19 protein-coding genes, 4 tRNA genes, 2 pseudogenes and 1 riboswitch are annotated in these 18,780 nt (G+C 42.6%); of the genes and pseudogenes, 18 read left to right on the top strand and 7 right to left on the bottom strand.

Annotation, left to right across the window (positions count from 1 at the left end; translation table 11 throughout):
- Nucleotides 1-137 precede the first annotated feature (137 nt).
- Nucleotides 138-452 carry a DUF1540 domain-containing protein gene (locus CLOSA_RS11610; RefSeq protein WP_013272959.1) on the top strand — a complete coding sequence of 105 codons (315 nt, stop codon included), beginning with the start codon at nt 138-140 and terminating at the stop codon, nt 450-452.
- 61 nt (nt 453-513) lie between these two features.
- Here the strand turns inward: CLOSA_RS11610 and CLOSA_RS11605 are convergent, their stop codons facing one another.
- Complete coding sequence (locus CLOSA_RS11605) at nt 514-927, bottom strand: EamA family transporter (protein ID WP_013272958.1); 414 nt, start codon at nt 925-927, stop codon at nt 514-516.
- Nucleotides 928-1,296: 369 nt separating this feature from the next.
- Here CLOSA_RS11605 and infC point away from each other — a divergent pair, with 369 nt between their 5' ends.
- From infC to CLOSA_RS23680, 4 genes and pseudogenes are all read left to right on the top strand, one after another.
- The gene (infC, locus tag CLOSA_RS11600) at nt 1,297-1,791 is read left to right on the top strand and encodes a translation initiation factor IF-3 (RefSeq protein WP_013272957.1); all 495 of its coding nucleotides are present in this window, start codon (nt 1,297-1,299) and stop codon (nt 1,789-1,791) included.
- A 27-nt stretch (nt 1,792-1,818) separates the two neighbouring features.
- The gene (gene rpmI / locus CLOSA_RS11595; RefSeq protein WP_013272956.1) at nt 1,819-2,016 is read left to right on the top strand and encodes a 50S ribosomal protein L35; all 198 of its coding nucleotides are present in this window, start codon (nt 1,819-1,821) and stop codon (nt 2,014-2,016) included.
- 29 nt (nt 2,017-2,045) lie between these two features.
- A complete protein-coding gene (gene rplT / locus CLOSA_RS11590) occupies nt 2,046-2,402 on the top strand; it encodes a 50S ribosomal protein L20 (protein ID WP_013272955.1) in 357 nt (118 codons plus the stop codon).
- Between the two features lie 181 nt (nt 2,403-2,583).
- Nucleotides 2,584-2,795: pseudogene (locus CLOSA_RS23680) on the top strand (helix-turn-helix domain-containing protein).
- A 387-nt stretch (nt 2,796-3,182) separates the two neighbouring features.
- On the opposite strand, the gene CLOSA_RS11580 reads toward CLOSA_RS23680, so the two are convergent.
- Nucleotides 3,183-3,488, bottom strand: a complete 306-nt coding sequence (locus tag CLOSA_RS11580; RefSeq protein WP_013272954.1) for a PadR family transcriptional regulator — start codon at nt 3,486-3,488, stop codon at nt 3,183-3,185.
- A 99-nt stretch (nt 3,489-3,587) separates the two neighbouring features.
- Here CLOSA_RS11580 and CLOSA_RS11575 point away from each other — a divergent pair, with 99 nt between their 5' ends.
- Together CLOSA_RS11575 and CLOSA_RS11570 are read left to right on the top strand one after the other, a co-directional pair.
- Nucleotides 3,588-4,211, top strand: a complete 624-nt coding sequence (locus tag CLOSA_RS11575) for an ABC transporter ATP-binding protein (protein WP_013272953.1) — start codon at nt 3,588-3,590, stop codon at nt 4,209-4,211.
- A gap of 1 nt (nt 4,212) precedes the next feature.
- Nucleotides 4,213-4,983: an ABC transporter permease gene (locus CLOSA_RS11570; RefSeq protein ID WP_013272952.1), complete on the top strand. Its 771-nt coding sequence runs from the start codon at nt 4,213-4,215 to the stop codon at nt 4,981-4,983.
- A 203-nt stretch (nt 4,984-5,186) separates the two neighbouring features.
- Here the strand turns inward: CLOSA_RS11570 and CLOSA_RS11565 are convergent, their stop codons facing one another.
- Complete coding sequence (locus tag CLOSA_RS11565) at nt 5,187-5,498, bottom strand: hypothetical protein (RefSeq protein ID WP_013272951.1); 312 nt, start codon at nt 5,496-5,498, stop codon at nt 5,187-5,189.
- Between the two features lie 9 nt (nt 5,499-5,507).
- Nucleotides 5,508-6,770 (bottom strand): DNA polymerase Y family protein, encoded by a 1,263-nt coding sequence (locus CLOSA_RS11560; protein ID WP_013272950.1) that lies wholly within the window; start codon nt 6,768-6,770, stop codon nt 5,508-5,510.
- 238 nt (nt 6,771-7,008) lie between these two features.
- Here CLOSA_RS11560 and CLOSA_RS22660 point away from each other — a divergent pair, with 238 nt between their 5' ends.
- From CLOSA_RS22660 to CLOSA_RS11550, 3 genes are all read left to right on the top strand, one after another.
- A complete protein-coding gene (locus CLOSA_RS22660) occupies nt 7,009-7,200 on the top strand; it encodes a hypothetical protein (RefSeq protein WP_013272949.1) in 192 nt (63 codons plus the stop codon).
- A gap of 270 nt (nt 7,201-7,470) precedes the next feature.
- Nucleotides 7,471-7,571: riboswitch (purine riboswitch) on the top strand.
- A gap of 64 nt (nt 7,572-7,635) precedes the next feature.
- Nucleotides 7,636-8,973, top strand: coding sequence for a uracil-xanthine permease family protein (locus CLOSA_RS11555; RefSeq protein WP_013272948.1), 1,338 nt, complete (start codon nt 7,636-7,638; stop codon nt 8,971-8,973).
- A 221-nt stretch (nt 8,974-9,194) separates the two neighbouring features.
- Nucleotides 9,195-10,019, top strand: coding sequence for a Cof-type HAD-IIB family hydrolase (locus CLOSA_RS11550; RefSeq protein WP_013272947.1), 825 nt, complete (start codon nt 9,195-9,197; stop codon nt 10,017-10,019).
- Between the two features lie 36 nt (nt 10,020-10,055).
- On the opposite strand, the gene CLOSA_RS11545 is transcribed toward CLOSA_RS11550, so the two are convergent.
- Both CLOSA_RS11545 and CLOSA_RS11540 read right to left on the bottom strand, forming a co-directional pair.
- A tRNA-Asn gene (locus tag CLOSA_RS11545) sits at nt 10,056-10,128 on the bottom strand.
- A gap of 64 nt (nt 10,129-10,192) precedes the next feature.
- Nucleotides 10,193-10,276: transfer RNA gene (locus CLOSA_RS11540), tRNA-Leu, on the bottom strand.
- 158 nt (nt 10,277-10,434) lie between these two features.
- On the opposite strand from CLOSA_RS11540, the gene CLOSA_RS11535 reads away from it, so the two are divergent.
- The 3 genes and pseudogenes from CLOSA_RS11535 to tnpA all read left to right on the top strand — a co-directional run bounded on the left by CLOSA_RS11535 (nt 10,435) and on the right by tnpA (nt 11,378).
- Nucleotides 10,435-10,518: transfer RNA gene (locus CLOSA_RS11535), tRNA-Leu, on the top strand.
- A 51-nt stretch (nt 10,519-10,569) separates the two neighbouring features.
- A tRNA-Leu gene (locus CLOSA_RS11530) sits at nt 10,570-10,653 on the top strand.
- Nucleotides 10,654-10,921: 268 nt separating this feature from the next.
- Nucleotides 10,922-11,378, top strand: a pseudogene (tnpA, locus tag CLOSA_RS11525) (IS200/IS605 family transposase).
- 188 nt (nt 11,379-11,566) lie between these two features.
- Here tnpA and CLOSA_RS11520 read toward each other — a convergent pair.
- Nucleotides 11,567-12,385 carry a MerR family transcriptional regulator gene (locus CLOSA_RS11520; RefSeq protein ID WP_013272946.1) on the bottom strand — a complete coding sequence of 273 codons (819 nt, stop codon included), beginning with the start codon at nt 12,383-12,385 and terminating at the stop codon, nt 11,567-11,569.
- Nucleotides 12,386-12,622: 237 nt separating this feature from the next.
- On the opposite strand from CLOSA_RS11520, the gene CLOSA_RS11515 reads away from it, so the two are divergent.
- The 5 genes from CLOSA_RS11515 to CLOSA_RS11495 all read left to right on the top strand — a co-directional run bounded on the left by CLOSA_RS11515 (nt 12,623) and on the right by CLOSA_RS11495 (nt 18,686).
- Nucleotides 12,623-13,849 carry a response regulator transcription factor gene (locus CLOSA_RS11515; RefSeq protein WP_013272945.1) on the top strand — a complete coding sequence of 409 codons (1,227 nt, stop codon included), beginning with the start codon at nt 12,623-12,625 and terminating at the stop codon, nt 13,847-13,849.
- 93 nt (nt 13,850-13,942) lie between these two features.
- Nucleotides 13,943-15,016, top strand: coding sequence for an ABC transporter substrate-binding protein (locus tag CLOSA_RS11510; protein WP_013272944.1), 1,074 nt, complete (start codon nt 13,943-13,945; stop codon nt 15,014-15,016).
- A gap of 96 nt (nt 15,017-15,112) precedes the next feature.
- Entirely contained in the window at nt 15,113-16,642 is a 1,530-nt protein-coding gene (locus CLOSA_RS11505; protein WP_013272943.1) for a sugar ABC transporter ATP-binding protein, read from the top strand.
- Nucleotides 16,639-17,673 (top strand): ABC transporter permease, encoded by a 1,035-nt coding sequence (locus tag CLOSA_RS11500; protein ID WP_013272942.1) that lies wholly within the window; start codon nt 16,639-16,641, stop codon nt 17,671-17,673. The genes CLOSA_RS11505 and CLOSA_RS11500 overlap by 4 nt, the downstream gene beginning before the upstream one ends.
- Entirely contained in the window at nt 17,673-18,686 is a 1,014-nt protein-coding gene (locus CLOSA_RS11495) for an ABC transporter permease subunit (RefSeq protein WP_013272941.1), read from the top strand. The genes CLOSA_RS11500 and CLOSA_RS11495 overlap by 1 nt, the downstream gene beginning before the upstream one ends.
- Nucleotides 18,687-18,780 lie beyond the last annotated feature (94 nt).

Below are 18,780 nucleotides of genomic sequence, written 5' to 3'. Positions count from 1 at the left end.
CTATCTGGCAAAGCCTTTCCGTCCGGTAAAGGATGAGCAGCAGGGAGCGGGGATTTTGTGAGAATATTTTCCTTATTCTGTGTGCATACTAGTTTTGAAACATCATCTTAAGTAAGAATGCCAGGAGGAAATAAGCCATGACAAAATTAGACTGCAATGTAACAAGCTGTCTTCATAATTCCGATAATTATTGCTGCAAATCCGCCATCATCGTGGAAGGATCCCAGGCAAAGGATAGCTATGATACCTGCTGCGGAAGCTTTGATGAGAACAAAGACGGCTCCTTCCGTAACTTATTCAAGACTCCGGAAAGCCGTCTGGAAGTGGATTGTGAGGCGGTCAACTGCGTTTACAATGAAGACCGCCACTGCTCAGCTGAGCATATCGGAATTGCAGGAGACGGTGCAAGCACAGCAGAGCATACCGAATGTTCAACCTTTAAAACCAGATAAGGCATAAATAAAATGCGCCAGGAAAACTCCTGACGCATTTTGTTTCAAACAGACCAGCGGATCACAAGATCATAACAAAGGTTCCAACCGTAATCATCAGGATACCTATGAGCTTATTCAAGGAAAACTGTTCATGAAGAATAAGAAATGCCAGGAGTACCGTGAGTACAATGCTTAGCTTATCTACTGGAACCACCTTGGAAGCTTCTCCCATTTGAAGGGCTTTATAATAGCAAATCCAGGAAAGGCCGGTGGCAATACCGGACAGAATGAGAAAAAGCCAGCTTTTTTTGCTGATCTCTGAAACTCCTGTATGGGCTCCTGTGAAAAAAACGATCACCCAGGCCATGAGTACCACAACAACTGTGCGGATGGCCGTAGCCAGATTGGAATTGACCCCCTCGATTCCCATTTTAGCCAGAATGGAAGTGAATGCAGCAAAAACGGAGGAAAGAAGAGCGAAAACAAACCACATATCAAGCGCCTCCTGATTTATTATCTTATTATACCATCATTGTAGCTCTGCCAATGAAAAGTTGCAAGGATAACCGGAAAAGGATTTGAGACATATTTAAATGATGTCGTTAAAAAAATGTTGACAGAAAGGTAAATATATAGTATCATAATAAAAGTTGTGAAAACAGCAACAGGAAAGTAGGTATCCGCCTCACCACGGCACGAGTAAGTGTCCCTGGTTCATAGCCTTTGGTACATAGGTGTACTGTGTAGAGACTTTGGTGGTGGATAGCGTTTGTCTATCTACTTTTTTTATGCCTATGGGCAGCAATGTGGATTCCGGCCAACACACACTATATGATGGAGGTGCACGACAATTAGCGATTTAATGATTAATGAACAGATCAGAGATAAGGAAGTTCTGTTGATTGGTGAAAACGGAGAAAAATTAGGGATCATGTCTACCAGGGATGCTCTGCAGATGGCAAAGGAAGCAGAACTGGATTTGGTTAAAATTGCTCCGACTGCAAAACCACCGGTTTGTAAGATTATCGATTATGGTAAATACCGTTATGAACTGGCAAGGAAAGAAAAAGAAGCTAAAAAGAAACAGAAGGTAATCGAAGTAAAGGAAGTTCGTTTATCTCCTAACATTGATACGAACGATTTAAACACGAAGATGGGCGCCGCAAGGAAGTTCCTCGAAAAGGGAGATAAAGTTAAGGTAACCTTACGTTTCAGAGGTCGTGAGATGGCGCATATGTCAAAGTCAAAGTATATTCTGGATGATTTCGCTGAGAAGTTAGCAGATATTGCAACCATTGACAAGCCGTCCAAGGTGGAAGGAAGAAGCATGGTTATGTTTTTAACTGCAAAACGCTAATAGAACATTATCAAGGAGGAAAATACAATGCCTAAATTAAAAACAAGCAAATCAGCTGCAAAACGCTTCAAAGTTACAGGAACAGGAAAGCTTGTAAGAAATAAAGCTTACAAATCTCACATCTTAACTAAGAAATCAACTAAGAGAAAAAGAAATCTTAGAAAAGATATCGTTACCGATGCAACCAATGCAAAAGTAATGAAGAAGATTTTACCATATTTATAGGATCTTAAGTTAAGAAGGAGGAAAAACCGATGGCAAGAATTAAAGGCGGTATGAACGCTAAGAAAAAACATAACAGAGTGTTAAAGATGGCTAAAGGCTACAGAGGCGCTCGTTCCAAACAGTATAGAGTTGCAAAGCAGTCCGTTATGAGAGCATTAACAAGCTCTTATGCAGGAAGAAAAGAAAGAAAGAGACAGTTCAGACAGTTATGGATCGCCCGTATCAACGCTGCAGCCCGTATCAATGGTGTGTCCTACAGCGTATTTATGCACGGCTTAAAGTTAGCTGGAGTTGATTTAAACAGAAAAGTTCTGGCCGACATGGCAGTTAATGATGCAGAAGGCTTCACTAAATTAGCAGAGCTGGCAAAATCCAAAGTGGCTTAATTGATCGCATATACAGACCCCGGAAACCTCGTGTTACCGGGGTCTTTTAATGCTTTTGTACGGTCATCATAAGGTTTTCTCCGTTTTCCGAATGGTATAACAACTGAGCCGTATCCGTTTGGTAATCACATAATTTCAGTTACCACAAAAGCCCAGAGGACCGGCTGCGTCTGGTGGAGAATTGGTGCGTCTAACCAACGTCAGATACAGTACCCTAAAGTTCTATACAGAAGAGGGAATGCTGCCTTTTGAACAGGCAGAAACGAATCTACCAGGAGATTCAAACGTGTAGAAGCAATCGCCCGTATTGAGGAAATAAGGGAAATGCGTCAGAACGGCAAAACCATACCGCAGATAAAGGAAATGCTTCAGGAATCAGGGAAGGGCTGTTGAAAGCCCTGGGATTCACATCTTGTTTGTTTGTTTCATATAATGATGTATATACTAATAAATGAGGTGTATAATATGGGCTGTTTTAATTCAAACTCTTGCGGTTGCAACTGCAACAATAGATGTAACAATAGATGCAATCATAGATGCAATTATATTGATCCTTGCGAAGAAGCAAAAAAAGAAGCTTACTGTGCTGGTTTCCGGGATGGCTGCAATGACCCGCGCTGCCAGCATCATCATCATCATCATCACGAGAATGAATCAGATTGCTGATAAAATAAAGTTGGCGGGTACCTGGTGTTACAGGGCCCGCCTTAAAAAATGCTTTTCAGTAAAATATCCCGTCTCTGTTTTGTGTTCCATATTGCCGTTCCCAATGGCATCCGGTTACTGAATCTCTCCTTTTAATTCAGCAATTTTCTCTTTGGCTTGTTCCAGGACAGAAGTCCCTTTTTCGGTTATTGAATAATATTTTCGGACCTTCCCCTCAACGGTTATGCTTTCTGCTCTTAACAATCCGTCTTTTTCCAGATTATGAAATATTGGATACAGTGTTCCTGCACTGATTTTATACCCATGATGTTTTAACTCTTCTGTCATCCATGAGCCGTATATAGGCTCTTTTTTTGCATGGTGTAAAATATGAACTTGTATAAATGCTAAAAAAAGTTTTCTTAAAACAGGTTCTTGCATTCTGGTACCTCCCGTGATATACTTTGTATATCGAAAACCGATATTGAAGTTCGATATATAAAGCTTATCATATTTTGATGCAATAGACAAGGAGGAAATATGAATTTATTTTCTGTTCGCAACGTTCATTACAAAGGAGTTGTCAGCTATAAGCATATTATGATAGAGGAAGGGAAAGTCACTTTTATCTGTGGGAAAAGTGGTTGCGGAAAAAGCACCTTGTTAAAGCTTCTTAACGTATCTGTTTCCGCTGACAGCGGTGAAATACTCTATCGGAACAGGCCGGTCACAGATTATGACACAATCATGCTTCGACGGGAAGTCTCTCTGGTGTCTCAGAATATCTTTCTGTTTGATGACACGATTAGAAATAACTTTATTCGGTTTTATCGCTATAGAGAATTAACCCCGCCGGCAGATACAGAAATTTTGGAGTCTCTGAAGCTATGCATAGCAAATTTTCCTTTGGATATGAATTGCAGTGAGTTATCCGGCGGAGAGAGGCAGCGTGTTTTTATCTCCATTTGTCTGTCTTTTATCCCGAAAGTATTAATGCTTGACGAACCAACCTCAGCGCTTGATGAATCCACAGCCAATGCGCTGATGCAAAATTTAAAGGAGTATTGTCTGAAAAACGGGATTACCCTAATTGCCATAACCCATGACAAAGCACTGGCTCAGCAGTATGCGGATACCATCATCGTTTTGGATTTGGAGGTGTAAGATGGATGGGATTGTTGTATTAAACCTTTGGAAATTCAGTATCGTATATTTGCTTCTGCTTATTGTTTTGGCAGTTATGAAATTCTGTAAAATCAGCCAAAGCAGATTATTGATTATCGGGAGCCTCCGTATGACAGTACAGCTTGTGCTTGCAGGTCTTGTATTAACTTATATTTTTAAGAATCCGCATCCAATGTTTGTTATATGCTATCTTGCAGCTATGATTGCCATGTCCATCCATACGGCCCTTTCCAGAAGTAATGGAATCAATAGAAGGTTTCAGATAATTGTTGCTTGTTCCCTTGCATTTACCGGCCTTTCCGTAATTTTGTTTTTTATTTTGGGGGTAATAGGGGTGAGTTTTTGGAAGCCTCAGTATACCATTCCCATCAGCGGAATGATTATGGGGAATGCCATGACAGGGGTTAGCCTTGGTCTGAAGACTTTTCATGAGAATGTCACAGCGCAGAAATCCCAGATTAATACATTGATTGATATAGGGGCAACTCCCAAAAGTATTCTGATCCCGTTTGTAAACAAAGCCGTGGAAACCGCCTTGCTCCCTACGCTGAATTCTATGCTCGGCATGGGTATTATCTCCCTTCCCGGTATGATGACAGGTCAAATACTGTCGGGAACGTTGCCTGCAACAGCCATTTTGTATCAAATCGCCATTATGATAGCGATTACCACGGTCGTTTGCCTTGCGGTATTCTGCTCCTTGTTTTTTGGATATCGGACTCTGTATAATAAACGAAATCAAATATTTTAAGGCTGCTCACTGCTAACCATAGCAGATACAGCACTCCCGATCCTATAAAAAGGGAGGAGCCGGCAGGATTGGGGGAATCCTGCCGGCTGTATGAAAAAAAGTTTTATTAAAAGGTCGTTGCCTCTTTACAAATATAAATATACCGGAAAATTGTGACGGGAATATGAGGAATCTGTGAAGCGTGTGTGAAAGATGCCGCCTTTTTATATTACCATCACCCATTTGCAGGCTTCCATGTAAAAAACCAGCTTAAATTCCTGGCGTATGCCGCCGATAATTGCTATGCATTGAAATTCTTTTGAGGGAATGCCGTTATAATTTTTATCCTCGGAGCACTTTATGGCGATATCAGATATTGTTTGTATCATACCGTCATCGCCTTCGAACTTAATACTCAGGGGTCTGGGGCTGCAGCTGGCCGTGAACCATGCCTTGCAAGCAACATGGTACATCCTGCCGTGCAGTTCTCCGCCGTCAATATCTGTTACATTAGTCCCTATTCCAAATATTCCCATATCCATCACCTATAATATATTTTGTTTCTTGTAATCTACGGTCCTTTTTTCTCTGCTGATTCCGCCGCTCATATGATCAATGGTTTTAACCGATATAAAGCTGGCTCTTTTGATCGAGTCCATGCCAAAGCGCTTTCGGATTTCATCAATTGTTTTATCAAGTTTTTCTAATTTTTCGTAATTTGTGTTATCAAAGATGTTTAATTGACGGCTGCTTTCTCCGGTTACATGGCTTGTGTGGATTCCTAAATGACGGATAGGGATATGGTTCCACATGTTTTCAAAAACCTCCCGGGCTGCACTGTAAATTTCATTGGTTATATTTGTGGGAGTTAACAGAGTTTTTTGACGGCTGTAATATTCAAAATTGTAATCCCTTATTCCAACGGATACTACGCTGATTTTCACATCATCTGTCCGCAGTCTTGCTGATACGGTTTCTGCCAAAGACAGCAGTACCAGTCTGGCAGTATCTGCATCGGTTACATCGAAAGATATGGTGGTACTGTTGCCATATCCCTTATTCGGCGCAGGAACCGGCTCCACGGACGAAAAGTCAATTCCATTTGCAAAAGACCATATGACTTCCCCGTATTTGCCAAAATGGCTTTTTATAATAGATAAATTTGTCTGTGCCAATTCTCCGATGGATTTAATGCCAATATCCCCAAGCTTACGGGAAGTTGCTCTGCCTACAAAAAACAGCTCGGATACCGCCAGCGGCCACATCTTTGTGCTTATTTCATTTTGCCAAAGTGTATGGATCCGGTCAGGCTTTTGGAAGTCAGAAGCCATTTTGGCAAGAACCTTATTATTTGAAATTCCAATATTCACAGTAAACCCCAATTCCTTATGAATGCGCGTTCTGATTTCATTTGCAACATCCTCCGGATTTCCCAATAATGATTCAGTGCCTGTCATATCCATATACGCTTCATCGATAGAATATTGCTCCACGGAAGGGCTGTATTCTTTTAATATTTCTATAAATGCCTGTGATGATCTCTGATACAGATTATAATTCGGCGGTACAAGAATAAGGTGCGGACATTTTCTCAGAGCATCGGTTACAGGTTCTCCGGTCTGTATCTTGTATTTCTTTGCCGGTCCGCTTTTGGCCAGTATTATTCCGTGCCTTTTGAATTTGTCTCCTCCCACAGCAGACGGTATCTGCCGTAAGTCCAGTTTCCCTCCTAAGTGATGCAACCGGTATACTGCTTCCCAGCTTAAGAAAGCAGAGTTTACGTCAATATGGAATATAACATTGTTCATGTGATCTCACCTCAGTTACATTATATTCGAATATATGTTCGATTAATACTGGAAATAAAAGGGAAGGCTGCTCTTTGTTTAAAGTCCGCGTTTCTAACGTAAAAATAATCAGTTCCTTTCGGTAGATAATGGGTCAGAATGGATCATAAACACGCCATACACTGAAATACAAAAAGCTTCACATCTTTTCTACTGGTCCCATATAATAAAATATAAAATTAATAAAAGAGGTGTCAATATGAGTTGTTTTTGGGGCGGCTGTAATAACAACTGCAGACGTAATTGCAATTATAACTGCGGCTGTAATAATAGATGTTATTATGAAGAAGAAAAAGACGAATGTGAAAAGGAAAGAAGAGAAGCGTATTGTGCAGGTTTTCGGGATGGCTGCTACAGCGCTGCCCGCTGGCACAACGATGACGATTGCTGATACAATGAACGTACGATAAGATAGAAGCAAGGAAAATAACTTCGTTTTTAAAAACTTTAACAATAAAACAGCCCCGTGACCGTTGTCTTCGGGGCTGTTTTATTGTGGTTTTTTGGGAAATAGAAGCAAATATATAAGATCCTGTTCGCGGGATTACAATATAATGTACGAGTCACCTAAATAATTTTTTGATAACCAAAAAAATATTGACAAACATGTGAAAAATGATATATCATATAAGATGCTAAAACAGTTTTTTGTGAAAAATGAATAGTTTTATATACAGTGTCTTGTATATGCCCGGGATAATGGCCTGGGCGTCTCTATCCGACTTCCGAAATGTCAGGGCTACAAAGGCAGTTTATTTTTGCTGTCTTTAAACTTCGGAAGTTATTTTTTTACAAGAAACTGAAATACAAAAAAAGGAGAAGGAATATGAAAAGTAACTCGGAAATCAGCATGAATAATATTTACAAGCTGGATGGGCGTGTGCCGTTAGGAAAGGCGATACCATTCGGTTTGCAGCATGTACTGGCTATGTTTGTAGCCAATTTGACCCCGATTGTCATTGTGACGGGCGCAGCAGGGCTGGATCAAGGGCAGACTGCCGTACTCATTCAGAATGCCATGTTTGTTGCGGGAATAGCCACCTTGATTCAGCTGTATCCGTTATGGAAAATCGGGGCAAAGCTTCCTATCGTCATGGGGGTTAGTTTTACGTTTGTTACTATTTTGTGCTCGGTGGGAGTTAAATACGGATATCCGGGTATATTGGGGGCCATTCTCGTTGGAGGTGCAGTTGAAGGAATCCTGGGGCTTTTTGCAAAGTATTGGAGAAAGCTGATTTCTCCAATTGTTTCGGCCTGTGTGGTTACTTCCATCGGTTTTTCCCTTTTAACCGTTGGCGCCAGATCTTTTGGCGGCGGCTACAGTGACTCTTTCGGGTCGGCAACTAATCTTTTAATAGGGTTTGTGACGCTGCTTAGCAGCATCTTGTTTAACGTTTTTGCCAAATCCTTTTGGAAGCAGCTTTCTGTTTTATTTGGACTGGCAGTAGGCTACATCCTTTCTGCTGTTCTTGGAATTGTGGACTTGAGTGGGATATTTACCGGAGGATTCATATCTCTGCCCAGAGTATTACCTTATCTTCCGGAATTCCATATGGGCGCTATTTTGTCAGTGGTGGTGATATTCCTGGTTTCAGCAACAGAGACAATCGGAGATACCACGGCAATGGTAATTTCAGGTCTTGACCGTGAGATAACGGAAAAAGAGATCTCCGGATCCCTTGCCTGTGATGGTTTTGCCAGCAGTATTTCTTCCCTGTTTGGCTGCCTTCCGGTTACTTCTTTCAGTCAGAATGTAGGACTCATTGCCATGACAAAGGTGGTCAACCGTTACACCATTATGACAGGGGCTGTCTGTATGATACTGGCTGGTTTATTTCCGCCGATCGGTGCCTTTTTTGCATCTCTTCCAGATGCAGTACTGGGAGGCTGTACCATTATGATGTTTGGATCCATCATCATAAGCGGAATGCAGATGATGGCCCGGGCTGGTTTTTCCCAGAGAAATTCCATTATCAGCGCTCTTTCCCTTAGTGTGGGAATTGGGTTTACCCTGGTTCCTGAAATTTTTCACATATTCCCGGAAATCATTCAGGATGTATTCGCACAGAATTGCGTGGCTGTGGTGTTTGTCATGGCCTTAGTGCTGAATCTCATACTTCCTGAAAAAATGGAGATTGAAAAACCTGCAGAGGTATTGGAGTAAAGCAAATGGTGCCCTGATGGTTGAACACAAAAAATAATTTGTGTTTAACTGTCAGGGTATTTGTTGTATCATGGAGTCAGTTACGGCAGGTTGTCCTTCCTGATCTGGATTTATGGGTTGCAAGGGAAGGAAAATGGAGTAGGTGATTTGATATTATAGACTCTGAGCCGGAAGAAGCAGCGGATTGTGAAGAAGCAGACAATGAAACGGAGGATTCACAGATGGCGATGCAAAACAATATAACGGGCAGGGTGAAGATAATCTTTAGTGATATTGATGGAACGTTACTTGACAGCTGCCATCAGATAACCGATGGAACCCGTAATAAAATCATTGAACTGGAACAAAAAGGGATACCTTTTGTTTTGGTTTCAGCAAGAATGCCGGAAGGTGTGGCAAGCATTCGGCGCCAGATCGGCAGCCATAGCCCTATTATCAGTTATAGCGGCGGTTTGATATACGATGCAAACAGAAGAATATTATATAGCTGTCTTCTGGAACTGAATCATGCATTAAAAATTAAAAAAGTATTAGAAACAGAATTTCCCAGGATATGCTGCAATACTTATGGCTATGAAAAGTGGATCGTTGACAATGCTGATGATCCATGGGTTCGGAGGGAGGAAGCGATCACCGGGTTAAATGCAGCCGAAGGGGATATCAAAAAAGAGTTTGAGGAGGAAGGCGGAATCCATAAGTTCCTATTGATGGGAGAGGCAAAGGAAATCCATAATGTAGAAATCTGGTTAAGAAAGGATTATCCGGAATTATCCATTGCGTTGTCGAATGAAAATTATCTGGAAGTTATGCATGGAAGTGTAAAGAAATCAGCGGGAATCACCTACTTATGCAATTATCGTGGAATTTCCCTGGAGGAAGCCATGGCGTTTGGTGACGGACATAACGATATGGACATGCTAAAGGTTGTGAAGTACGGCTATGCCATGGGAAATGCGCCGAAGGAAGTAAAAGAAAGTGCAGCTTTTGAAACACTGGATAATGATCACGAAGGGGTTCTTGCTGTTATAAAAGAATTGAATGAATGACGTTCTGCATAAAATACATTGCTGGCAATAAAAAAACTCCCCGAGTAGGACTTGAACCTACGACCCAACGGTTAACAGCCGTTTGCTCTACCGACTGAGCTATCGAGGAATACATGAACTATTATACCCAAAAAGATAAATATGTCAATAGGAAAAATAAAAAAAATAAAAAGTGCGGGAGATGGGACTTGAACCCACACGTCTATACAGACACAAGATCCTTAGTCTTGCCTGTCTGCCAATTCCAGCACTCCCGCACAACGAAGCCTATTTTAGCATCCTTAAGTAAAATTGTCAATATTTTATGAAAAATATATACAAAAAAAATATTTCAAAAATATAGGGAAATGTTGTTGACAGATAGGGGCTTGTATACTATAATAACTATTGTTGTTGCGAGAGGTAATAACAAAATGCAGAAGTGGCGGAATTGGCAGACGCGCACGGTTCAGGTCCGTGTGGTAGCAATACCTTGAGGGTTCAAGTCCCTTCTTCTGCACGAGCTATACAAATAGTCATAGGTGTATGGTTTAAATTTCTTATATGACATGCGGGAGTGCTGGAATTGGCAGACAGGCAAGACTAAGGATCTTGTGGTTGTATGATCGTGTGGGTTCAAGTCCCATCTCCCGCATTATAATATTAGGGAACATCAATTCAGATATTCTGTATTGATACAGCGAAACGAGGGTTTTGGATGAGAAATTCAAAACCCTCGTTTTTTGTTTTATGGGCTTTAGCCTGTTGAACATGGGTGAGTTTCTCTTTAAGAGAAATGAATCCATGTGAAATAATAAACCACCCGCTATGCGGGTGCGAGTCAGTAAGTTATACAAAAAATCACCTTTCCGATTATAATAGAGGTGTCCAAGCCACTATTAGAGAAAGGAAAGGTGATTTCAATGGCGAAGAAAGCCAATGAACTGGCACACACGAAATGGATGTGCAAATATCATATCGTCTTCACACCTAAGTATAGACGAAAAGTAATTTATAATCAATACAAGGAAGATTTGAGAGAAGTCTTGAAGCAACTATGTAATTATAAGGGGGGTCCAAATCTTAGAAGGCCATATTATGCCGGATCATGTACATATGCTGGTAAGTATTCCACCTAAAATTAGCATATCCAGTTTTATGGGTTATCTAAAAGGCAAATCCGCCCTTATGATGTTTGATCGCCACGCAAACCTAAAGTATAAATTCGGAAACCGACATTTTTGGTCGGAAGGATACTATGTAAGCACAGTAGGACTAAATGAGGACACCATCCGAAAATATATACAGGAGCAGGAAAAAGCGGATATTATGCAAGATAAACTAAGTGTAAAAGAATACGAGGACCCTTTTAAGGGTTAGTCGGTATTACAAAGGCCCCTTCAGGGGCGGCGACGAGTCAAAAGCATAGTGGCTTGAACGAAGTGAAAGCCAGCGCCTTGAGACGCTGGCCTAGTATCAAAGGGTTATACCCTTTTCACAAGCCACCCGTTTTACGGGTGGTCTTGACTGCAAAGCTGTCTTTCGAATTCATTGATATTCGGTTATTATTATTTCTTTTTAACTGGATAGCAAACCTCGGTCACTAACTCCTCTGGGTTCTGGGTTTGGGCGGGACTGACGTGATAGATGCAAAACATGGCTCCGTTAAATTCATATCCATTATCATTTACCCAGTTTGCCACGGAATTGTTTACAGCGGTAAGCTGCTCATAGCTGCCTTTGTAGGTCGCTGAGGCGATCTCTATTTCAGGTACAGTTTTAAACACAACGTGCTCCGTATCATGATAAACACCTTTTACCGAAATTTGTATTTCCACATCCACATCGCTGTCCTTGTATCCCTCATCGTGGAAGATTGCCAGGCTGCAGCAATTATCAGCAGGCTGCAGATGCAGTGAAGCTGTATCTGTCATCATAAGGTTCCACAGAATACCTTCCTGATCGTAGGAAGGAATCACTTGCCGGACGCTGGCAACATAGCGTTCTGGTAAACTTTTTAAAACAACATTATAACTCATAGCGGTATCATCCTTTCTCAGCCGTTTGATGGCTGTGTCAAGGAGAAGTAAACGGCGGTTTGTTTCTGCGGCTTCGGCCTTTACCTCAGCCTGTTTTACCGTCAAAAAGTCGGCCAATGCCCGTGGGTCATCATAGCTTTTAAGGATTTCCCTGATCGCAGCGAGACTAAACCCCATATCCTTAAGCGCTGTGATTCTGCCTGCAACCGGCAGCTGATCTTCCCCATAATAACGGTATCCGGTTACGCTGTCAGTGGTTTGCGGAACCAACAGGCCGATCTCATCGTAATGACGCAGCATCCGTATACTGATCCTTGACAGTTTTGAAAAATCACCTATTTTCAGCATTTTTATTACCTCACATATATGTGTTTTTGAGCTCAATTACAGTATAGAGTATACCATAATGTGAGAGTCAATGGAGAATTTAAAAAATTTATGTTATGATTATAAATGCATTTGCAGAAGGTGATCAAGCATAAGCATTGCTGGTTTCACGGGAGAATGATTAAAGTGAAATAAAAAGTTTAGAAGTACGAAAAAGTATACGGTGAAAGAAGCTAATAAAATTCAGGAGGGGTACCTATGGGGTATAAAGTACTGGTAGCAGATGATGAGTACATCATTCGCCGGGGGATCATCAGTTTTTTGAAACAATACGGCGATTTTGAACTGGCAGCAGAAGCAGAGGATGGAGAGATGGCTCTTGAACTGGCAAAGGGCGTTTCGCCGGATGTTTATTTTGTTGATATTAATATGCCATTTCTTAATGGCCTTCAATTCATAAAAAAATTAAGGGAAACGAACCCCAGAGCGGTGGTAGTGATCATCACCGGGTATGACCGGTTTGAATATGCCAGAGAAGCTTTGAAACTGGGGGTTTTTGAGTATCTTCTAAAGCCGCTGATGGAAGGGCCTTTTGACGAGATGATGCAGCGGGTTCGGGAAAGACTGCATAGAGAGGAGAGTGAAGATAAATACCTTGACTGGGCGATGAGTATGCTTGCACAAAACCGTACTTATCTTGCCTCTAACTTTTTGCAGAGAGCATTGGAAGGGCATTATACAAGAGAAGAGATTGGGGAACGGTCACAATATTTAAACTTATCACTTCCCCAGCCATTTACCGTTACGGTGGTTTCCCTGGAATATCAGAAAATGGAAGACGTAAAAGGCACCTGGAATGAAGATCTGCTGTTTTTTGTTGCTGAGAATATTGCAAATGAAATGTTTCAGGGGCTGGTGAATCCAAACAGCTGCCAGGACCGGCACGGAAATTTGGTGGTGATATCAAAGACAATGGCTCCGGAAAATGCAGAGGAACAAGCGGAGATTTACTGTAAAATACTGGAGTCGCATTTGCCCGTGCGCAGTGTAATCATGCAGGTGAACGGAGATGATTACGGATCTCTGGCTGAAACCTACGAAGCAGCCGTCAGCCGTCTAAAGGAACTGGAAACCGGTTCGTCTGTGATTAAGGATGTGAAGCTGTATATTGAGGACAACTACTCACGGGAGGATTTTTCCTTCCAGGATGCGGCGGACCATGTGAACCTGTCTGTAGCCCATTTAAGCAGGATGTTCCGCAGAGAGATGGGAGTCACCTTTGTTGACTACTTGACCAGTGTCAGGATCCGGAAGGCCATAGAGCTATTACATAACGGGGAATTGAAGATATATGAAATTGCGGAGCTGGCCGGATATGCGAACCAGCATTACTTCAGCAATGTGTTTAAAAAGAATCTGGGCGTCAGCCCCGGAGAATACCGGAGATTGATTAAGAAAAATAATCAGAACTCCTCCATGCAATGATTTTATACTTTTTACTCAAATTATTGCAAAGACTTTTTTCCCTCCTTCCGGCATAATAGCCGTATGGTTCAAATAAAAAAGGAGGATTAAATCATGAAAAAAAGATTTTTAAGCATGCTGCTATGCGCTTCCATGGCTGCGGTTTCCTTAGCCGGATGCAGCAACGGAGCCAGCAGCGGGGCCGCAACTACAGCAGCTCCCCAGACTACGGCTGCACAGGCTGATACTGCTGCAAAGGCGGAGGAGACCAAGACAGAGGAAACCACGGCTAAAACGGCTGAAGCATCAGGGGAAAAGCTGGTAGTTGGTTTCGCTCAAATCGGCCAGGAGTCCGGATGGCGTGATGCGGAAACTCTTTCCATCCAAACCTATGCTGCGGAAAACGGTGATAAGGTAGAGCTTCTATTTGCCGATGCACAGCAGAAACAGGAAAATCAGATTAAGGCAATCAAAAACTTCATTGAGCAGGGGGTGGATGTGATTGGTCTGGCTCCGGTAGTAGAAACAGGTTGGGATCAGGTGTTTGCCGAGGCGAAAGAGGCCGGCATTCCCGTTGTCCTTCTGGACCGAAGAGCGGATGTGAGCGAAGATTTATTCGCAACCTTTATTGGCTCAGACTTCATTGAAGAAGGCAAGATGGCCGCAAAGGAAATGGCTAAACTGCTTGGGGAAAAGGGAAAGATTGTTGAACTGGAAGGAACGGTAGGCGCTTCTGCAGCAACGGACCGCAAAACCGGATTTGACGATGAAATCAAGGCCAGCTATCCCAATATTGAAATCGTAGCTTCCCAGACCGGCGATTTTACCAGAGCTCAGGGAAAAGAGGTTATGGAGTCTTTCCTGAAATCCAATAAGGACATCAAAGGTGTATATGCACACAACGATGATATGGCTCTTGGAGCAATTGAAGCGATCAAAGAGGCTGGATTAAAGCCGGGAGAAGATATTAAGATCGTATCCATCGACGGTGTCCGCGGAATCTTTGAAGCAATGGCAGCCGGAGAGGCAAACTGTACCGTAGAGTGCAATCCCTTGCTTGGGCCGCTATTATTTGAAACAGCGGCAAAGCTGAAAGCAGGCCAGTCTGTTGATAAATGGGTAAAATCGGTAGATGGCGTATTCACTGCTGATATGGCAGCTAAGGTACTTCCGGACCGCAAATATTAAACCGCGGGGTTGTTGCAAAAGTATCATTATTTTTGCAGCAGCCCTTTTCATATCAGAGGAAATGTCCTCTTAATTTAAATGCGAGGAGGAAACACCATGAGTGCTGGAAATCAGCTTTTGACAGCGAAAAATATAACCAAGGCGTTTGGGAAAGCGGTCATTGCGTTATCTGATGTACGATTTGAGCTTCATCGGGGTGAAATACATGCCTTATTAGGGGAAAACGGTGCAGGAAAATCAACCCTTATTAAAGTGCTGACGGGAGTAGAAATCAAGGATCAGGGGATCATTGAGCTGGAGGGAAGACAAATCAATCCCAGATCCACACAGGAGGCACAAAATGAAGGAATCTCAACGGTATATCAGGAAGTTAACCTTTGTCCAAACCTTTCTGTAGCGGAAAACATTTACATTGGGCGGGAACCGAAGAACCGGTTTGGAACAATTAATTGGAAAAAAATCAATGCCGATGCCAGTAAGCTTCTGGAAAAGTTTGATTTACATATAAATGTCACGAAAAATCTGGATCATTACTCCGTTGCCATCCAGCAAATGGTAGCTATAGCAAGGGCAAGCGATATTGAGGCAAAGGTTTTGATCCTGGATGAACCTACCAGCAGTCTTTCCTCTGCCGAGGTTGAAAAGCTGTTTCAAATCATGAAAAAACTTCGTGAGGAAGGCATGGGGATTATATTTGTTACACATTTTCTGGATCAGGTTTATGAGGTCACTGACAGAATCACCGTACTTCGAAACGGAACGTATGTGGGAACTTATTTGACCAGGGATCTGCCAAAAGTAGAGCTGGTGGGAAAAATGATAGGAAAGGATTATGCAGGGCTTAAGGAAAGTATGAGTACAAGACAGCCGGAGGATGCAGAGCACCATGGGAACGAGATCTTTATTCAACTGGTCAATGCCAGCAGTCCGGGAACGATTAAGGATTTTGGGCTTAAAGTGAAAAAGGGAGAGGTTCTGGGCTTTTCCGGGCTTTTAGGCTCCGGCCGTTCGGAGACTGCCAGGGTTTTATTTGGAATAGATCCTATCAGCGAAGGTGAAATAAAAGTTAAAAATAATACCATACAACTCCATTCCCCTTTAGACGCCATCCGGAATGGGATCGCCTTTTGCCCGGAAAACCGGAAGACAGAGGGAATTATCGGCGAACTCTCCATCTGGGAAAATATCATACTTGCCCTTCAGGTAAAAAAAGGGCTCTTTTATAAGATTTCCAGAAAAGAAGCGGAAGAACTTGCAATGGATTATATTGAAAAGCTTCAGATCAAAACACCCGGAACCGGGCAGCTGATTAAGAATTTAAGCGGCGGTAACCAGCAAAAGGTAATTCTCGCCCGGTGGCTTGCCACAGAACCGGATTTTTTGATGCTGGATGAGCCGACTCGGGGAATTGATATCGGAACAAAGGCAGAGATTCAGAAAATCGTCATGGAGCTTGCCGGAAGAGGAATGGCGGTACTCTTTATTTCATCGGAGATTGATGAGATGCTCCGCTGCTGCACCAGGATGGTCATACTCCGGGATATGAAGCAGGTGGGAGAGTTAAAGGGAAAAGAAATATCGGAAGAAGCAATCATGAGAATTATGGCTGGAGGTGAAGCGTCATGAGAGAAATCTGGAATCGTTTGTCAGGAAAGCAGTATTTTCGTCCCCTCATGATCTTTGCGATGATTCTGCTCTTTAACGGCATTGTCAGCAAGGGAGATTTCTTCCTCCTTTCCATCGTTGATGGACACTTATATGGGCGTATGATTGATATCGTAAGAAACGGAAGCAAGCTTATGATATTGGCTGCCGGTATGACCATGATATTGGCCACAGGAGGAACCGATATTTCCGTTGGATCTATCATGGCAATCAGCGGTGCCATTGCCTGCAGTATCGTCAACGGAAATATTTTACCGGCGTTAAACGGAAATGTGGCCGCAGCTATAATGATTGCAATTCTTGCTGGAATTGCCAGCGGTATGTGGAATGGATTTTTAGTGGCAAAAATAAACATTCAGCCGATTGTAGCAACCATGATTTTAATGGTTGCAGGAAGAGGAATCGCACAGCTGATTACCAGGGGAAAGATTGTTACCATTACCTCGGAAGCTTACTATTTTATCAATGGAGGCTATATTTTGGGTCTTCCTTTTCCATTATTTATTGTGCTTCTTTTGGTGGGGTTTTTGGTGATATTTACGGGAAGAACGGCATTTGGCCTGTTTTTGGAATCCGTAGGCTGTAATCCCACCGCCTCAAAGTATGTTGGCATTAAGGTTGACCGGATGCTGCTGGCAATTTATACGATTTCCGGAGCATTTGCTGCCGTAGCCGGCCTGATTGAAAGTGCAGGGATCAAAGGCGCAGACTGCAACAATGCAGGTCTGGGGATTGAAATGGACGCCATTCTAGCCGTAGCAATAGGAGGGACGAACCTGATGGGCGGGCGTTTTTCCATTCCGGCCAGTGTGATCGGGGCATTGATCGTACAGAGCATCACCACAACGGTACTGGCGCTTGGAGTTCCGGCGGCCTATATCCGTGTCTTAAAGGCGTTGCTGATTATTATCATTTGTCTGTCCCAGTCAAAGCAGTTTAAAGAACTGGTAATCGGGCGCAAAATGATAAAAAGAAAGGTGGTTGGCAGCTGATGGAACAGACAGCAAAAAGAAAAAGGGTTCAGATCAATAATATTTCACTGGCTATCACCATGGTACTGTTTGTCCTGATGTTTCTGTTTGGTTCCGTAAAGTACAATAACTTTATGTCTTTATCAACCTTTTTAAACCTCTTTAATGACAATGCATATCTGATGATAGCGGCAATCGGAGCGACTTTTGTGCTTATAAGCGGAGGGATCGATATTTCCATTGCATCCACCATAGCATTTACCGGTGTGGGTTCCGCATACCTGCTGGAACGGGGAGTTCCGGCCTTTCTGGTAATTCTTCTGATGCTTCTCGCAGGAATAATCATTGGCTGTACCCAGGGGGCCCTGATTCATTATTTTAAGCTTCAGCCGTTTATTGTAACATTGGCAGGCCAGTTTTTAATGCGGGGGCTTTGTGTTGTGATCAGTGAGCGTTCCATACCCATAAGCGATCCTTTTTTTAAGACCATGGCTTTGGGAAAGGTAGCGGTACATCTGGGAGAAGCAAAAGCCTGGAACGGGAAGATTTATTATTATGTATTTATCCTTCTGATTGTTTTTGCGGCTGCGGTCTATACCCTGAGATATACAAAATTTGGAAGGTGTTTATATGCATTGGGAGGCGGTGAAACGTCTGCAAGCCTTATGGGATTAAATGTTGCCAGGACGAAAATTGCGGCATATGGGATCAGCAGCTTTTGCGCGGCCCTGGGAGGAATCGTGTTCAGTTTTTATACTCTGGCAGGGTTCGGGCTTCAGAATTTGGGCCTGGAATTGGATGCCCTTTCCTCTGCTGTTATCGGCGGTACCTTGCTTACGGGAGGCGTTGGTACTGTGGCGGGAACAGTAGTGGGCGTCATGATAGAGGGAATTATCCAGACGATCGTTACCTATCAGAATCTGAATACCTGGTGGACGAAAGTTACCATTGCGGCCCTTCTCTGTTTCTTTATTGTAATTCAGAGAGTTATTTCAATCCGTGCAGAAAAATCAAAGGGGAAGAAGGGGCAATAAGGCCAATATTGCAGTTGTAAGAACCTGTTAATTTCGCTATACTGGATAGGTAGGAAATAAGTAATGAAAATTGGAGTGAGGGCAATGAAATATT

This window comes from [Clostridium] saccharolyticum WM1 (assembly GCF_000144625.1).
In the GTDB taxonomy this organism is placed as follows: domain Bacteria; phylum Bacillota; class Clostridia; order Lachnospirales; family Lachnospiraceae; genus Lacrimispora; species Lacrimispora saccharolytica.
This window is presented reverse-complemented; position numbering and strand designations above follow the sequence as displayed.

What these genes read in the sequence shown, in the direction of transcription:
- CLOSA_RS11610 (WP_013272959.1), top strand. Translation starts at nt 138, where the DNA reads ATGACAAAATTAGACTGCAATGTAACAAGCTGTCTTCATAATTCCGAT.
- CLOSA_RS11605 (WP_013272958.1), bottom strand. Translation starts at nt 927, where the DNA reads ATGTGGTTTGTTTTCGCTCTTCTTTCCTCCGTTTTTGCTGCATTCACT.
- infC (WP_013272957.1), top strand. Translation starts at nt 1,297, where the DNA reads ATGATTAATGAACAGATCAGAGATAAGGAAGTTCTGTTGATTGGTGAA.
- rpmI (WP_013272956.1), top strand. Translation starts at nt 1,819, where the DNA reads ATGCCTAAATTAAAAACAAGCAAATCAGCTGCAAAACGCTTCAAAGTT.
- rplT (WP_013272955.1), top strand. Translation starts at nt 2,046, where the DNA reads ATGGCAAGAATTAAAGGCGGTATGAACGCTAAGAAAAAACATAACAGA.
- CLOSA_RS11580 (WP_013272954.1), bottom strand. Translation starts at nt 3,488, where the DNA reads ATGCAAGAACCTGTTTTAAGAAAACTTTTTTTAGCATTTATACAAGTT.
- CLOSA_RS11575 (WP_013272953.1), top strand. Translation starts at nt 3,588, where the DNA reads ATGAATTTATTTTCTGTTCGCAACGTTCATTACAAAGGAGTTGTCAGC.
- CLOSA_RS11570 (WP_013272952.1), top strand. Translation starts at nt 4,213, where the DNA reads ATGGATGGGATTGTTGTATTAAACCTTTGGAAATTCAGTATCGTATAT.
- CLOSA_RS11565 (WP_013272951.1), bottom strand. Translation starts at nt 5,498, where the DNA reads ATGGGAATATTTGGAATAGGGACTAATGTAACAGATATTGACGGCGGA.
- CLOSA_RS11560 (WP_013272950.1), bottom strand. Translation starts at nt 6,770, where the DNA reads ATGAACAATGTTATATTCCATATTGACGTAAACTCTGCTTTCTTAAGC.
- CLOSA_RS22660 (WP_013272949.1), top strand. Translation starts at nt 7,009, where the DNA reads ATGAGTTGTTTTTGGGGCGGCTGTAATAACAACTGCAGACGTAATTGC.
- CLOSA_RS11555 (WP_013272948.1), top strand. Translation starts at nt 7,636, where the DNA reads ATGAAAAGTAACTCGGAAATCAGCATGAATAATATTTACAAGCTGGAT.
- CLOSA_RS11550 (WP_013272947.1), top strand. Translation starts at nt 9,195, where the DNA reads ATGGCGATGCAAAACAATATAACGGGCAGGGTGAAGATAATCTTTAGT.
- CLOSA_RS11520 (WP_013272946.1), bottom strand. Translation starts at nt 12,385, where the DNA reads ATGCTGAAAATAGGTGATTTTTCAAAACTGTCAAGGATCAGTATACGG.
- CLOSA_RS11515 (WP_013272945.1), top strand. Translation starts at nt 12,623, where the DNA reads ATGGGGTATAAAGTACTGGTAGCAGATGATGAGTACATCATTCGCCGG.
- CLOSA_RS11510 (WP_013272944.1), top strand. Translation starts at nt 13,943, where the DNA reads ATGAAAAAAAGATTTTTAAGCATGCTGCTATGCGCTTCCATGGCTGCG.
- CLOSA_RS11505 (WP_013272943.1), top strand. Translation starts at nt 15,113, where the DNA reads ATGAGTGCTGGAAATCAGCTTTTGACAGCGAAAAATATAACCAAGGCG.
- CLOSA_RS11500 (WP_013272942.1), top strand. Translation starts at nt 16,639, where the DNA reads ATGAGAGAAATCTGGAATCGTTTGTCAGGAAAGCAGTATTTTCGTCCC.
- CLOSA_RS11495 (WP_013272941.1), top strand. Translation starts at nt 17,673, where the DNA reads ATGGAACAGACAGCAAAAAGAAAAAGGGTTCAGATCAATAATATTTCA.